Annotated in this window: 12 protein-coding genes; 7 read left to right on the top strand and 5 right to left on the bottom strand. The window is 75.8% G+C overall.

The genetic code is table 11. The features are described 5' to 3' along the window. Positions 1-109 precede the first annotated feature (109 nt). Entirely contained in the window at positions 110-310 is a 201-nt protein-coding gene (locus tag NLX85_RS22290; RefSeq protein ID WP_091320006.1) for a hypothetical protein, read from the top strand. Then, a complete protein-coding gene (locus tag NLX85_RS22295) occupies positions 307-1,104 on the top strand; it encodes a site-2 protease family protein (RefSeq protein ID WP_254338149.1) in 798 nt (265 codons plus the stop codon). Before NLX85_RS22290 ends, NLX85_RS22295 begins: the two co-directional genes overlap by 4 nt. Before the next feature lie 106 nt (positions 1,105-1,210). On the opposite strand, the gene NLX85_RS22300 is transcribed toward NLX85_RS22295, so the two are convergent. Together NLX85_RS22300 and NLX85_RS33290 are read right to left on the bottom strand one after the other, a co-directional pair. Next, positions 1,211-2,209 (bottom strand): aldo/keto reductase family protein, encoded by a 999-nt coding sequence (locus NLX85_RS22300; RefSeq protein WP_254338151.1) that lies wholly within the window; start codon positions 2,207-2,209, stop codon positions 1,211-1,213. Positions 2,210-2,283: 74 nt separating this feature from the next. Further along, complete coding sequence (locus NLX85_RS33290) at positions 2,284-8,064, bottom strand: WG repeat-containing protein (RefSeq protein WP_305885054.1); 5,781 nt, start codon at positions 8,062-8,064, stop codon at positions 2,284-2,286. A 162-nt stretch (positions 8,065-8,226) separates the two neighbouring features. Here NLX85_RS33290 and NLX85_RS22315 point away from each other — a divergent pair, with 162 nt between their 5' ends. From NLX85_RS22315 to NLX85_RS22325, 3 genes are read left to right on the top strand one after another with little or no spacing between them, the layout of a single operon-like run. Beyond that, positions 8,227-9,078 (top strand): ABC-2 family transporter protein, encoded by an 852-nt coding sequence (locus NLX85_RS22315; protein WP_308210789.1) that lies wholly within the window; start codon positions 8,227-8,229, stop codon positions 9,076-9,078. After that, a complete protein-coding gene (locus NLX85_RS22320) occupies positions 9,071-9,886 on the top strand; it encodes an ABC transporter permease (protein ID WP_254338155.1) in 816 nt (271 codons plus the stop codon). Before NLX85_RS22315 ends, NLX85_RS22320 begins: the two co-directional genes overlap by 8 nt. Further along, positions 9,883-10,851 (top strand): ATP-binding cassette domain-containing protein, encoded by a 969-nt coding sequence (locus tag NLX85_RS22325; RefSeq protein ID WP_254338157.1) that lies wholly within the window; start codon positions 9,883-9,885, stop codon positions 10,849-10,851. Before NLX85_RS22320 ends, NLX85_RS22325 begins: the two co-directional genes overlap by 4 nt. A gap of 10 nt (positions 10,852-10,861) precedes the next feature. Here the strand turns inward: NLX85_RS22325 and NLX85_RS22330 are convergent, their stop codons facing one another. Next, positions 10,862-11,422 (bottom strand): helix-turn-helix domain-containing protein, encoded by a 561-nt coding sequence (locus tag NLX85_RS22330; RefSeq protein ID WP_254338159.1) that lies wholly within the window; start codon positions 11,420-11,422, stop codon positions 10,862-10,864. A gap of 68 nt (positions 11,423-11,490) precedes the next feature. On the opposite strand from NLX85_RS22330, the gene NLX85_RS22335 reads away from it, so the two are divergent. Together NLX85_RS22335 and NLX85_RS22340 are read left to right on the top strand one after the other, a co-directional pair. Next, the gene (locus NLX85_RS22335; RefSeq protein WP_254338161.1) at positions 11,491-12,291 is read left to right on the top strand and encodes an AzlC family ABC transporter permease; all 801 of its coding nucleotides are present in this window, start codon (positions 11,491-11,493) and stop codon (positions 12,289-12,291) included. Next, on the top strand, positions 12,285-12,593 hold the full coding sequence (locus NLX85_RS22340) for an AzlD domain-containing protein (RefSeq protein ID WP_254338163.1): 309 nt from the start codon (positions 12,285-12,287) through the stop codon (positions 12,591-12,593). Before NLX85_RS22335 ends, NLX85_RS22340 begins: the two co-directional genes overlap by 7 nt. Positions 12,594-12,665: 72 nt before the next feature. Here NLX85_RS22340 and NLX85_RS22345 read toward each other — a convergent pair whose 3' ends face one another. Together NLX85_RS22345 and murA are read right to left on the bottom strand one after the other, a co-directional pair. Next, the gene (locus tag NLX85_RS22345; protein WP_254338165.1) at positions 12,666-13,265 is read right to left on the bottom strand and encodes a DUF3043 domain-containing protein; all 600 of its coding nucleotides are present in this window, start codon (positions 13,263-13,265) and stop codon (positions 12,666-12,668) included. A gap of 129 nt (positions 13,266-13,394) precedes the next feature. Beyond that, complete coding sequence (murA, locus tag NLX85_RS22350; RefSeq protein WP_308210790.1) at positions 13,395-14,750, bottom strand: UDP-N-acetylglucosamine 1-carboxyvinyltransferase; 1,356 nt, start codon at positions 14,748-14,750, stop codon at positions 13,395-13,397. Positions 14,751-14,818 lie beyond the last annotated feature (68 nt).

Genomic DNA, 14,818 nt, shown 5'->3' on the forward strand with positions numbered 1-14,818 from the left:
GCCCGGGGTGACGGCATGATCCATGTGGCGGCCGGGCCGTCCCGCGCCGGGCCGACTAGGCTTGCGGGGGTTTCCGTCCCAGGGCGACGGCGGCGAGGGGAGACGCGGCATGGCGTGGAGCTGGCGGTACGAGGGCACGAACGGCGCTTCGGTCGACGGGCCGGGTGAGTCGTTCCCCAGTCAGGCGGACGCCGAATCGTGGATCGGCCAGGCCTGGCGGGAGCTCGCGGCATCCGGCGTCACCTCCGTCGCGCTCGTCGAGGACGACCGGGTGGAGTACCGGATGAGCCTGCTGCCCCCGGCCGAATGACCGGTTACGAGCGCCCGCGCGACCCGCTGGTGCTCGGGGTGCCCCGGGCGGCGTTCCGGCCCAGCGCGATCTTCCTGGCCCTGGTCGCGCTCTTCGTGGCCAGCGGGGTGATGACCTGGAACCGGTTCGGCAACGTCCGGTTCGACGTCTTCCTCTTCGTGGTCTCCGGCTGGCTGATCTCGCTCTGCCTGCACGAGTACGCGCACGCCGTGGTCGCGTACCGGGCCGGGGACCGGGACATCGCCCACCGGGGCTACCTGACGTTGAACCCGCTGAAATACACCCACCCGCTGCTGTCCATCGTGCTGCCGGTGGTCGTGGTGCTGCTGGGCGGCATCGGCCTGCCCGGCGGCGCGGTCTGGGTGGACCGGCACGCCATCCCCGGCCGGCTGCGCCACACCCTGGTCAGCCTGGCCGGACCGGCCACAAACGTGCTGTTCACCCTGCTGCTGGTGCTGGCCGTGCGGATCGGCCCGGAAGTGGGCGGCCCGCTGGAGTTCTGGGCGGGCGTGGGGCTGCTCGCGTTCCTCCAGCTCACCGCCAGCGTGCTCAACCTGCTGCCGGTGCCCGGCCTGGACGGCGGCAACATGATCCAGCCGTGGCTGAGCCCGGAGTACCGGCGGATGTACGACCTGTTCGCCCCGTACGGCTTCATCCTGCTGTTCGCGCTGCTGTGGAGCCCGCGGATCGGCAACTGGTTCTTCGGCGCCGTCTTCGACGTGGCGGACTTCCTCGGGCTGCCGCCCCAGCTCTACGTGCTCGGACTGGAGCTCATCCGGTTCTGGCGGGGCTGACCCTCCCGCGGCGGGAGCCGCCGCGAAGCGGCGGGGCGCTCCGGGTCGTGCGTACCCCCGAGGGTTCCCGGGCCGGCGCGGAGGTCGCGCCGGCCCGGGGAGAGCGTCACGGACGCTGCGCCGGGCTCTCGGTCTTCGCCGGGTCCCGCTCGGTGACCGGCTCGACGATCTCGTCGATGGCCTTGAGCAGGTCGGCGTCGAGCTTCACGCCCGCCGCCTTCACGTTGTCGTGCACCTGCTCCGGCCGGGACGCGCCGACGATCGCCGAGGAGACGTTCGGGTTCTGCAGCACCCAGGCGACGGCGAGCTGCGGCATGGTGAGCCCCGCCTGCTCGGCCAGGGGCTTGAGCCGCTGCACCCGGGTGAGCACGTCGTCGCTCAGCCAGGACGCGATGAACCCCGCGCCGGACTTCTCGTCGGTGGCGCGGGAACCGGCCGGCGGCGGCTGGCCCGGCAGGTACTTGCCGGACAGCACACCCTGGGCCATCGGCGACCACACGATCTGGCCGACGCCCAGCTCCTCGCTGGTGGGGATGACCTCGGCCTCGATGACCCGCCACAGCATCGAGTACTGCGGCTGGTTGGAGACCAGCGGGATGCGCAGCTCGCGGGCGAGCGCGTGCGCCTGGCGGATCTGCGACGCCTTCCACTCGGAGACGCCGATGTAGTGCGCCTTGCCGGAGTGCACGATGTCGGCGAACGCCTCCATCGTCTCCTCCAGCGGCGTGCTGTAGTCGTAGCGGTGGGCCTGGTAGAGGTCCACGTGGTCGGTCTGCAGGCGGCGCAGCGAGCCGTTGATCGACTCCATGATGTGCTTGCGGGACAGGCCGCGGTCGTTGCGGCCCGGCCCGGTCGGCCAGTACACCTTGGTGAAGATCTCCAGCCCCTCGCGCCGCTCGCCCTTCAGCGCGCGGCCGAGCACCTCCTCGGCCCGCGTGCCGGCGTAGACGTCGGCCGTGTCGAAGGTGGTGATGCCGGTGTCCAGGGCGGCCCGCACGCAGGCGGTCGCCGCCTCCTCCTCGACCTGCGACCCGTGGGTGATCCAGTTGCCGTACGAGATCTCGCTGACCAGCAGGCCCGATCGGCCTAGGTGTCGGAATTCCATGACCCGACCCTAGCCCCGTCCGATCATGGTCGACATGCGGCGCTCCCGGCCGCGCCGCCCCCGGGTCCCGCGCGTCAGAGCACCGGGGTGCTGTCGGCGAGCAGCCGGTCGATCTCCGCGACCACGGCGGCCCGGCTCGGGTGCACCGGCTCGATCAGCCGCTCGCCCCGCCGGTCCAGCGCGCCCCACCGGCCCGACTCGTCGCCGACCAGGAATGCCACCGGATGCACCACCAACGTCGGGTACGCCGGCGCGACCAGCACCCGGCCGGTCCGGTCCACCACCCCGCGGCGGCCGGCCAGCTCCACCACGGCCAGGCCGTCCTCGGAGAAGCCGTCCACGTACCGGCCGTCGGCCAGCGCGGTCGTCAGACCGTGGTAGCGGGTCGGCACCACCACCTGGCCGGTCCGGTCCACCGCGCCCCAGCCGCCGTTCTGCCGGACCGCCGCCAGGCCGCCCCGGAACGGCCGCACGTCCTCGTAGCCCGGCGGGATCTTCACGATGTTGGTCCGGTCGACCGCCATCCACCGGCCCTTGCCGTCCATCGACACCCAGGACAGCCCCTCCGAGAACGAGCCCACCGCCCGGTAGCCGTTGTTCGCCTCGATCAGCGCCACGCCGGTGGTGTCGATCAGCGCCCAGCGGGACGCCTCCGGGCGGCGTACCCACGCCAGGCCCTCGCGGAACGGCTGCACCTCGGCGTACCGGTGCGCGATCACCAGCTCGCCCTCGGCGTCCGCGTACCCCCAGAGCTCCTGCTCCTCGTCGAAGGTCGGCACCGGGTGCCGCTCGCCGCCCAGGACCGTCTCCCGGCTGCGCGGCTTCGGCCCGAACCCGCCCGTCGCGGCCCGCTCCGCGACCGCGTCCAACGCCAGCGAGGTACGTGCGTTCAGCTCCGGGTCCTCGCCCTGGCGCAGGTCCAGAGCCCGCTCGAAGTGCAGGCACGCCTCGGTCAGCCGGCCCTGGTCGTAGCAGGAGCGGCCGGCGTGCTCGTGCAGCACCGCACGCAGCCGGTCGGGCAGCTCCGCCGAGTTGGCCTCCGCAAAGAGCCGGTCGGCCTCCGCGTGCTCACCTCGCCAACGCAGCACCTCGGCCAGCCGGGCGCGGGCCAGCGCGGTCCGCCGCAACTCACCCGTGGCCTCCGCGTACGTGAGGGCGAGCCGCGCGTCGGCCAGGGCGTCGTCCAGGTCGCCGAGGATCCGGGACGCCACCGAACGCAGGCTGAGCAGCCGGGCCCGGCTGCGGTTGTCCAGCGCGCTGCCCAGCTTGGTGGTCAGTCCGTCCCGGATCTCGCGCAGCGCCGGGGGATCGGGGGCCTCCTCGCGGAGGGTCTCCGGGTGCAGCCGCCAGCGGGTGGCGGCGAGGGCCTGCTCCGGGTCCGCCGGCCGGGACTCCCGCTGGTCGGCGTCGGCGTCCGGCTCTGCCGTCCCCTGCTCCGTGGCGGTGGCGGCCGGCGGCGCTGTCTCCCCGGTCGGGGTGGTGTCGCTTCCGGTGGTGGGTTCTGCGGGCGTGTCCTGGACGTCCGTTCCCACGGCCGGGGTGGGTTCTGCCGGCGTGTCCTGGGTGTCGGTTCCCAGGGTCGTGGTGGGCTCCGGCGGCGCGGCCTGGGCGGCCGGTGGGGCCGGGACGGGATGTGGCTGTTCGGGGGCGACGGCCGGTTCGTCCGGGACCTCGGCCGGGGCGGTGTCGCGGGCCGCGTCGCTCTCGCGCGACGTGACTGCCGGTGGGGCGGCTTCCCGCGGCGCTGCCTGTGCCGGTATGTCGGCCTGCGCCGGCGCCTCGGCTCGGGCCGGCGGGGCGACGTCGGCGGTTGCGGGGACGTGGGCAGCGGCCTGCGCCGGTACCTCGTGGGTGCCGGGGTCGCCGGAGCTGTGGACCGGTGGTGTCCAGGGGGCCGGAGCCGGTCGGGCGGGCGTGGCCGGGGCAGCGGACGGTACCGCAGCCGCGGCGCCGGTGGGTGCCGGGCCGGCCGGACCCGGGTCGATCTCGGCGGGCCGAGCCGGTGCCGGCGAGCCGGTGGCGCGGGTTTCGGGTGCGGTTGTTGTCGCTGGGGCAACAAGAAACGCACCCAGAGCATCCGGGCCCGACCCGGCCTGGACGTCAGCGGTCGAGGCGGACCGTTCCGGGCCCGGTGCGGCTGTCTCCGGACCGGCCAGCTCCGCCTCCGGCTGGGTCCCGGTCGCGTCGGGTTCCGGGCCGTTCTGCGGGGCGTGCACCGGGGCGGACGTCTCCGTCGGAGCGTCCGGCGACCCCGGGGCATTCGGCCGGAACCAGGCGTCCGCGCCACCGCCCGCCGGCTCGGCGCGCCGCGCGGACGCCGCCTCCTCCGGCCGGTCGGCGACCTCGGCGCTCCGTCCATGGCCGGCGGCGGTGACCGGTGCGGACATCGCTTCGTGCCGGTCGGTGGTGACCGGTGCGGACACGCCTCCGTGCCCGTTGGGGGTGACCGGTGTGGGCACCCCTTCGTGCCCGTCGGCGGTGGCCGGGGCGGACACGCGGTCGCCCGCCCTCGGCCAAGCCGGGCCGTGCGGGGTGGTCGCGCGACTGTCGTCCGTCGGTTGGTCGGCCTGGGCGGCCGTGGTCGGGCCGGCGGTACTGCCCGGCCGGCGGTCCTCGCCGGGCGTGGTCGGGCTCGGGTTGTCGCCCGGTCGGGTGTCCTCGGCGTGCGGTGTGCTGACCGCGCGGGGCCTGTCGGCGGGCGCGGTCGGCACGACGGTGTGCTCGGGCCGGGCGGCTTCCGGGCCGGGGTAGGCGGGCGGCGCGGGTCGGGCCGGGGTGGGAGCGTCGGAGGGTCCCGCCTGCGGTGCCGGGCCCGGCCGGACCTCCTGGCCATGCGTGGTCGGCGTTGCCGGCTCGGCGCGTTCGGCCGGAGCCGGGCGGTCGGGCAGCGGCGGGGAGCCGGCCGGGCTGGGCAGGAACTCGACGCGCAGGTTGGCGGCGGGCGGCGCGTCGGCCGGAACCCTCGGTGGGGTGCGGCCCTCGGGGCGCTCGTCCGCCGTTGGCCGCTCGGTGGGGTAGGTCGGCGTGCTCGCCGCCTCCGGTCTCGCCAGCCGGCCCGACGGATCGCCCGGCACTGGTCGGTCGCCGGACTGGACGGGCGGACCCGACACAGGCGGACCCGAAACGGGAGCGTCGGAAGCGGGCGGACCCGAAACGGGCGTGCCAGAGGTGGGCGGACCCGAAACGGGAGCGCCGGAGGCGGGTGCCCCGGAGACGGGGGCACCGGACAGAGGCCGGCCGGGAACCGGTGCGCCGAAGACCGGCGGCCCGGAGACGGGTGCCCCCGGCACGGGCATGCCGGAGGCGGGCACGTCGGCGACCGGTGCGCCAGACACCGGCATGGCCGGCACCGGCGCGCCGGAGGTGGGCACCGCCGGGCGCGGCTCGGGCCGGGTCTCCGGCTGCATCGACGGGCGTCGGACCTCGTCGGGCCGCGCCTCCGGCTGCATCGGCGGGCGTCGGACCTCGTCGGGCCGCGCCTCCGGCTGCATCGGCGGGCGTCGGACCTCGTCCGGCCGGGTCTCCGGTGCCGGCATCGTCGGCTGCCGTCGCTCGTCCGGCCGCGTGGGCCCCTCGTCCGGCCGTGTCATGGGCGCGGGCCGCTCGTCCTGGGGCGCCAGGGGCGCGGGCCGCTCGTCCTGCCGTGCAGGCGGCACGAGCCGCCGCTCGGCGTCGTCGGTGCGCGGCGGAGGCGGCGCCATCGGCCGGTCCTGCCGTTCCCCGGGACGGCTCGGGGCGGCCGGCATGGCCGCCTCCCGTTCCTGGTCCGGGCGCGCGCCGGTCGGGGGCTGCTGCCGGACCTCGTCCGAGCGCGCCGGCCGGTCCCGCAGCTCGTCGGGGCGGGTACGCGCGGCCGGCTCGACCGGCGGCCGCCAGCCGTCGCCCGGGCGGTCCGGCCCGGGCTCGCCCGGCCGCCCCTGCCACCCGTCCGGCCGCCCCCGGAACTCCGGCCGCAGACCAACGGACTCCGGCCGCGGACCGACCGACTCGGGGCGCGGGCCGTTGAACTCGGGGCGCGGACCGACGGACTCCGGCCGCGGACCGACCTCCGGCCGCGAGCCGTTGAACTCGGGCCGGGGACGGACCTGCTCCGTCCGGCTGTCCACGGGTTCCGGCCGGGGACGCCCCGATTCCGGCCGCGGGCCGGCCGGGTCGGGGCGACGACCCTCGTAGCGGACCTCGTCGTCCATCGGCCGCCCGGGGCGGCCGTCGGGGCCAAGCCGGTCGACCGGCGGCCGGTGCCCCTCATCGGGCCGGTACGCGGCCGGCTCGGTGCGCCGCCGCTCGACGACCGGCCACTCCTCCTGGTGCGGGCGGGCACGGTCGCCCGGCGGACGCTGACCGTCCCACCGCTCCTCGGGCCGGAACGCGGCGGGACGCGGCTCGGCGTACCGGCCCGGCTCGGCGCGGTAGGGGTCCACCGGCCGGCGCCCGGCCTCGGGCGCCTCCCGGTACGTCTCGGCGCGCGCGGCGGCCTCCCGCATCGGCGGGCCGTCGAACCCGCGGTCCGGCTCCCGGCGCGGCGGGCCGTCGTAGCCCCGGTCCGGCTCTCGGCGCGGCGACCCCTCGTAGCCCCGGTCCGGCTCGCGGCGCGGCGCCCCGTCGAAACCCCGGTCGCCCGGGCGGCCGAGGTCCTGGTCCCGCCGGTCCATCGGGCGAGCCACTCCGGCGTCGCGCCGGCCGTCGTAGCCCTGGTCCCGCCGAGCGGGCAGGTCCTGGTCGCGCCGGTCCGCCGGACGCCCGGGGTCGGCCGCTCGCCGGTTCGACCGCCCGTCGAAGGCCGGATCCCGCCGCTCGAAGGCCACCTCGCGCCCACCACCGAACGCCGCATCCCGGCGATCACCGAACGCCGGACCCCGCCGTCCGTCGAACGCCGGATCCCTCCGGTCGTCCAAGGCCGGATCCCGCCGTCCGTCGAACGCCGGGCCCCGCCGGTCGTCGAAAGCCGGGCCCCGCCCGCTGTCGAAGGTCCGGTCCCGTGTCCCGTCGAACGCCGCCTCGCGCCGCTCCGCCGGTCCGCCGGGCGGAGGAGTCGCCGGCCCACGGCGCTGACCCGGTGCGCCCGAACGCGGCGGCGCGTGGTGCGGGTGTTCGCCCGGCTCGGGAAGCCACCCCGGCTCAGGGTCGGGGGAGACCGGCCGGTGCGGCGCCGTCCCACGCGCCGGCTCCGGGCGCACCCACCGCTGGTCGTACCGGTCGCCCGGCGCACCGCGCCGAGGACCGTCCTCGGGCCGCCGCCCGTCGCCGCCCGGCCGCCCACCGCGCCGCCCGTCGAGGTCGTCGGGCCCGGCGGGGTACGCGCCACGCCGTCGGTCCAGATCGTCGGGTCCGGCGGGGCTGACGGGGTACGTGCCGCGCCGCCGGTCGAGGTCGTCGGGCCCGGCGGGGCTGACGGGGTACGTGCCGCGCCGCCGGTCCAGATCGTCGGGCCCGGCGGGGCTGACGGGGTACGTGCCGCGGCGCCGGTCGAGGTCGTCGGGTCCGGCGGGGCTGACCGGGTACGTGCCGCGGCGCCGGTCGAGGTGCTCCGGTCCGGCGGGGCTGACCGGGTACGCGCCGCGCCGCCCGTCCAGATCGTCCGGCCCGGCTGGGTACGCCCCGCGCCGCCCGTCCAGGTCGTCCGGTCCGGCCGGGCTGACGGGGTGCGCGTCCTCGCCCCCGGGCGCGGGGCTGACGGGCTGCACCTCGGCCCGGCCGACGACGGCGGAGCGGCCGCGGGGCGCGGGCGGGGTCAGGTATTCGAGGCCGATGTCGCCCGGATAGCGCTGCCCGGGGAACTGTGGACGCCACTCGTGGGTGGGTTCGGCCGCCCAGGACGGTTCGGCCAGCTCACGCCAGCGGTCCCAGCCGCTCATCGGGGGACCCTGTCGCCGCCCGCGCGGCGCGGCCCCGGGGCCGGCTCGCGTCGCTCGCTCACGGCGATGTCACCTCGTTGGAAATTGTCGCGCTGGGCACCCCGACGTGCCGGTAGAGTCGCCCGGTCCAGCACCTCGTGGCTGCGGAAGGAGGGTAGCGGCGTGGGCTCGGTCACCGCCACTGTGGCACCGCCCACGGATCCAAACGTTACCCGATGGTTTCGGACATTTGGCGCGATAGTGGCCTCCGGCTTCCGGCGGCACGCCACCTACCGGCAGGCAGCCGTGGCGGGGGTGGTCACGAACACCGTCTTCGGCTTTCTCCGCTGCTACATCTTTCTCGCGGTGGCCGGCGCGGCCGGCACGGTGGCCGGCTACGACCGCGCCCAGCTCGGCACCTTCGTCTGGGCGGGGCAGGGGCTGCTCGCGGTGATCGCGATCTGGGGCTGGACCGAGCTGGCCGACCGGATCCGGACGGGGGAGATCGCCGCCGACCTGCTCCGCCCGGTGCACCCGGTGACCAGCTACCTCGCCACCGACCTGGGCCGGGCCGGGTTCGCCTCGCTGGCCCGGTTGCTGCCGCCGGTGGTGATCGGCCCGTTCTTCTTCGAGGTCTACCTGCCCCGGCACTGGGCCACCCCGCCGCTCTTCGCGCTCTCCGTGCTGCTCGCCGTGCTGGTCTGCTTCGCCTGCCGCTACCTGGTCAACGCCACCGCGTACTGGTTACAGGACGTCCGCGGGCCGATGATCCTCTGGACGCTGGGCTCCGGCGTGCTGGCCGGCCTCTACTTCCCGCTGGGCTTCCTCCCGGGCTGGCTGGAGGCCACCCTGCGGTACGCCACCCCGTTCCCCAGCCTGTTGCAGGTGCCGCTCGACGTGCTGGTCGAGCGGGAGCCGGTGCCCACGGAGCTGGGCCTGGTCGGGCTCCAGTTCGGTTGGGCGGTCCTGCTGCTGGCGCTCTGCCGGCTGGTGCAGCGCCGGGCCGAGCACCGGCTGGTGGTGCAGGGTGGCTGAGCCGGGGACCGGGGCACTGCGGGCGTACCGGGCGCTGCTCGGTGCGCAGGCCCGGTCGCAGGCGGCGTACCGCACCTCGTTCGTGGTGGACCTGGTCGGGAACATGGGCGCCACGGTGTTCGACGTGGTGACCGTGCTGGTGCTCTTCGGGGTCACCCGGGAACTGGGCGGCTTCACGTTGCGCGAGACGCTTGTCGTCGTCGGCCTGTCGTCGTTCGCGTTCGCCACCGCCGACCTGCTGGTGGGCAACATCGAGCGGCTGCCCCGGTACGTGCGTACCGGCCTGTTCGACGCCGTGCTGGTCCGGCCGCTGGCCGCGCTGCCCCAGCTGCTGCTCATGGACCTGCCGCTGCGCAAGGTCTCCCGGGCGGTCTTCGGGCTGGCCGTGCTGCTGTTCGCGCTCGTCTCGGCCGGCATCGCGTGGACACCGGGCCGGGTGGCGCTGGCGGTGGTCGCCCCGATCGCCGCGGCGGTCTTCTTCGCGGCGGTCTTCGTCACCACCGCCACCGTCTCGTTCTACTGGGTCGACTCGGGGGAGATGGCCAACTCGGTCACCTACGGCGGGCGCGACTTCACGTCGTACCCGGTCACCGTCTACGGCGGCTGGTTCCGCACGATCTTCGCGTACGGGCTGGGTTTCGCCTTTGTCAGCTACCACCCGGCGCTGGCGCTCCTCGGCCGGGCCGACCCGCTGGGCCTGCCGCCCTGGGTCGGCTGGGCCTCGCCCGGCGTGGCGCTGGTCGCGGCGGCGGTCGCCGCCCTGGCCTGGCGCGTCGGGATCCGCCACTACCGGAGTACGGGATCGTGAACGTCATCGAGATGGACGGGCTGCGCAAGGAGTTCACCGTCCGGGTGAAGGCCGGGCGGCTGCGCCGGGAGAAGCGGACGGTCACCGCGGTCGACGGGGTGGACCTGCGGGTGGAGCGGGGCGAGATGCTCGGCTACATCGGTCCGAACGGCGCGGGCAAGTCGACCACGCTGAAGATGCTCACCGGCGTGCTGATGCCGTCGGCGGGCCGGGCCCGGGTCTGCGGGCTGCGGCCGGTGCCGGACCGGACCCGGCTGGCGCTGCGCATCGGCGTGGTGTTCGGGCAGCGCTCGCAGCTCTGGTGGGACCTGCCGCTGCGGGACTCGTTCGCGCTGCTGCGGCACGTCTACCGGGTGCCGGCCGGCGAGCACGCGGCCCGGCTGGCCCGCTGCCGGAGCCTGCTCGACCTCGACGAGTTCCTGGACACCCCGGTCCGGCAGCTCTCCCTGGGCCAGCGGATGCGCGGCGAGCTGACCGCCGCCCTGCTGCACGGCCCCGAGGTGCTCTTCCTGGACGAGCCGACCATCGGGTTGGACGTGGTCAGCAAGCAGGCGGTCCGCGGCTTCCTGGCGGAGCTGGGCCGGGCCGGCGACACCACCCTGGTGCTCACCACCCACGACCTGGCCGACATCGAGCGGCTGTGCCGGCGCCTGGTGGTGATCGACCACGGGCGGGTGGTGCACGACGGCTCGATCGCCGCACTGCACAGCCGGTACGGTTCCCGCCGGATGGTGGTGGCCGAGCTGGACGCCGCCCTGCCCGCGCCGCCGGTGCTGCCGGGCGCGCCGGTGCAGCGGGTGGAGGCGGAGGGGCGCCGGCTGGTCTTCGCGCTGGAGTCGGCGAGCGTCGCCGAGGTGGTGGCCGGGCTGGCCGGTCTGGCCACGCTGCGGGACATCTCGATCGTGGAGCCGGACATCGAGGAGGTCGTGGCCCGGCTCTACCGCGCCCCGGCCGAGGTGGGCTGAGCGGCGGCCCTCACGGGTGCTCCATCACCAGCACGGCGAAGGTGCCGGGGGCCAGCGCCTCGTACCGGTGCGGGGTGTCGCCGGGGAACGTGGCGTAGTCGCCCGGTCCCAGCTCGACCAGGTCGGTCTCCGGGCCGACGCGCATCCGCCCGGCCGCGACCACGACGTGCTCGACGCTGCGCGGGGTGTGGGCCTCGGCGAGCCGTACGGCCCCGGGCTCCAGCTCCATCACGTAGACGTCGCGCCGGGTGTGGGGCGCGCCGGCGGCGAGCAGGGTGGCCGAGAAGTCGGCGTGCTCGGAGCGGATCCGCGGCCCCTCGCCGGCCCGGACCACCCGGACGGCGGCGGTGGGGGGTTCGACCAGGCGGCTGAACGGCACGCCCAGCGCCACCCCGAGGGCCCAGAGCGTCTCCACGCTGGGATTGCCGACGCCCGACTCCAGCTGGGACAGGGTGGACTTGGCGATGCCGGCGCGCCGGGCCAGCTCGGTCAGCGACAGCCCCGCCCGGTCGCGCTCCCGGCGCAGGGCGGCCGCGATGGTGGCGAGCGGGGGAGCGGGGTCGGTCGCCATCTGTTCGCTCCATCGGTCGATCTGTTCGGTTTGACGAACGCGGGTCCTTGCGTTCAGGATATCGGACCATGCGTACGGCATATCGAACGGGCGACGCCCGCGTGCTCCGCGACGTCGCCGCCATCGGCGCGGCAATGTTCGCCGTGGGCGCCTCGTTCGGCGCCGTGGCGGTGGCCGCCGGCCTGCCCGCCTGGGCCACCCTGGCCATGTCGGTGCTGGTCTACGCGGGCGGCGCCCAGTTCATGGCCGTGGGCCTGATCGCGGCCGGCAGCCCGCTCGCGGCGGTCCTCGCCGGCCTGCTGCTGAATGCCCGGCACCTGCCGTTCGGCCTGGCCCTCGGCGGCGCCCTGGGCCCCCGGCGCCGGCAGCGGCTGCTCGGCAGCCATCTCATGACCGACGAGGCGACCGCGTTCGCGCTGGCCCGCCCGGCGGGGCCCGGGCGACGGCGGGCGTTCTGGCTCGCCGGGGTGCTGCTCTTCCTGGCCTGGAACGCCGGCACCGGGCTCGGCGTGCTGGCTGGCGGCGCGGTCGGCGACCCGGCCGCCCTGGGACTCGACGCCGCCTTCCCGGCCGGGCTGGCCGCCCTGCTGCTGCCCAGCCTGCGCGACCGGGAGACCCGCCGGGTGGCGCTCACCGGCGCCGGACTGGCCGTGCTGGCCACCCCGCTGCTGCCGGCCGGACTGCCGGTGCTGCTCGCGCTCGCCGCCCTGGTCCTGCCGCTGCTGGCCCGCCGCCGGGCGACCGCCGGACCGGACACCCCGGGCGCCGGCCGGGACACCCCCGACGCCGCCCCGGACGAGCCGGGCGGGCGGTCGGCGGACGGCGACGCGTCGGGACGGGCCGTGCGGGCCGGGGAGGCGTCGTGCTGATCGCGGTGATCCTCGCCCTGGCCGCCGGCACCTACGGCTTCCGCGTCGCCGGGGTGCTGCTGCGCGACCGGCTGGCGCTGCCGGAGTGGTCCCGCCAACTGCTGCCGGTCGGTGCCGCGGCGCTGCTGGCCGCCCTCGCCGCCACCGCGGCGCTGACCGAGGCCGGCGGCTTCGCCGGCTACGCCCGGCCCGCGGGGGTGCTGGTCGGCCTGCTGCTCGCCGCGCGACGGGCGCCCTTCGTGCTGGTCGTGGTCGCGGCTGCGGGCACGACCGCGCTGCTGCGCCTGCTCGGGGTGGCCTGAGTACGACACCGGCCCCTCCCCGCCGGAGCGGGAAGGGGCCGGTTCCAGGTCGAGCAGTCCGGGCGCGCCCGGTCAGATCTTGTCGCCGATGTTCACCTGCGGCGCCGGGGCGCGCATCTTGCGGAAGGTGATCGACCGCATGATCGCGTAGAAGTAGAGCGAGCCGAGCCGCTCGGTGCTCTTGGGGTAGCGCTCGCGGACCAGCTTCTTGATCTTCCGCGAGATCAGCACCGAGTCGATCACCACGCCGAGCGCCAGGGCGCCCCAGAGCACGTTCGACAGCAGCCGGACGATCGGCGGCATGGCCTGGTTGGAGCCGACCAGCACGATCAGCGCGCCGCCGAAGAACCAGGTGCCCACCGTGCGCCGGGAGTCGACCACGTTGCGGGCCAGCAGCCGCTCCGGGCCCCGGTCGCGCGGGCCGCCCTCGCGCCGGAACTCGGCCGCCGACTCGGCGCGCGCCGCGCGGCGCTGCTCCCGGGCCTCCTCCTTCGTCAGGGGGCGGGCCGGGGCGGCCGGGCGGCGACCGGCGGTCGGCCGCTTCGGGGTCTCTCGTCCCTTGGCGGGCGTGTAGCCCCGGGACCGGGCAGCGGAGGACGCCTCGTCGGTCGTCACCGGGGTGACGGACTCCTCGACCAGGTCGGTGGGCTTACGGCGAAACAGCGACGGCACGCCGGCAAGGGTAGCCAACCGGCGGCGCCCGGTGCACATCGCGGGTGCACCGGGCCGACGGCCCCCGGTCGCGGCGCGGCTGGAGACGCGCCGAGCTGGAGTCGTCGCAGCGGGCGGAGCGGTGTGACGTCAGGGACGCTCGACGTGCGCGCCCAGGTCCGCCAGCTTGGCCTCGAAGTCCTCGTAGCCCCGGTTGATCAGGTCGACGCCGTACACCCGGGAGGTGCCCTCGGCGGCCAGCGCCGCGATGAGGTGGCTGAAACCGGCCCGCAGGTCCGGGATGACCAGGTCGGCCGCGTGGAGCTTGCTGGGGCCGGCGATCACCGCGGAGTGCTTGAAGTTGCGCCGGCCGAAGCGGCAGGGGGTGCCGCCCAGGCAGTCCCGGTAGACCTGGATGTTGGCGCCCATCGTGTTCAGCGCCTCGGTGTAGCCGAGCCGCTGCTCGTAGACGGTCTCGTGCACGATCGACAGGCCACGGGCCTGGGTGAGCGCCACCACGAGCGGCTGCTGCCAGTCGGTCATGAAGCCCGGGTGCACGTCGGTCTCCAGCGCCACGGCGTTCAACTCGCCGCCCGGGTGCCAGAACCGGATGCCGCCCTCCTGGCCCGGCCCGCCGCCGCGCGGCGGGCGCAGGTCGGTCACCTCGTACTCGCCGCCGACCGAGCGGAAGATGTTCAGGAAGGTCATCATGTCGGCCTGCTGGGCGCCCAGCACCTCGACGTGACCCCGGGTGGCCAGCGCGGCCGCCGCCCAGCTCGCGGCCTCGATCCGGTCCGGGATCGGCCGGTGGGTGTAGCCGGAGAGCCGCTTCACGCCCTGGATCTCGATCACCCGGTCGGTGTGGACCTTGATGATCGCGCCCATCTTCTGCAGCACGCAGATCAGGTCGATGATCTCGGGCTCGACCGCCGCGTTGCGCAGCTCGGTGACACCCTCGGCCATCACCGCGGTGAGCAGCACCTGCTCGGTGGCGCCCACGCTCGGGTACGGCAGGGCGAACTTGGTGCCGTGCAGCCCGTTCGGCGCCGACAGGTGCAGCCCCTCCGGGGTCTTGTCCACGGTCGCGCCGAACTCGCGCAGCGCCTGGAGGTGGAAGTCGATCGGGCGCGGGCCGATGTGGCAGCCGCCGAGGTCCGGGATGAAGGCGTGGCCGAGCCGGTGCAGCAGCGGGCCGCAGAACAGGATCGGGATGCGGCTGGAACCGGCGTGCACGTTGATCTGGTCGGTGCTGGCGCTCTCGACGTTGGACGGGTCGAAGACCAGCTCGCCGTCCTCCTCGCCGTCGCTGACCTTGACGCCGTGCAGGCCCAGCAGCCCGCGCACGACCTCGACGTCCCGGATCCGCGGCACGTCGAACAGCCGGCTGGGCGTGTCGCCCAGCAGGGCGGCGACCATCGCCTTGGACACGAGGTTCTTCGCGCCGCGCACGCGGATCCGCCCTTCGAGCGGAGTGCCTCCGTGTACGACCAGGACGTCGTCGGTCAACGCAACCTCCAGCGCGTTGGTGCTGCCGTGTAGATGAGTGGGGCCCACGATCTGCATCGCTACCCGGA

It is taken from the genome of Micromonospora sp. A3M-1-15 (assembly GCF_024213425.1).
Taxonomy (GTDB): Bacteria; Actinomycetota; Actinomycetes; order Mycobacteriales; family Micromonosporaceae; genus Micromonospora; species Micromonospora chersina.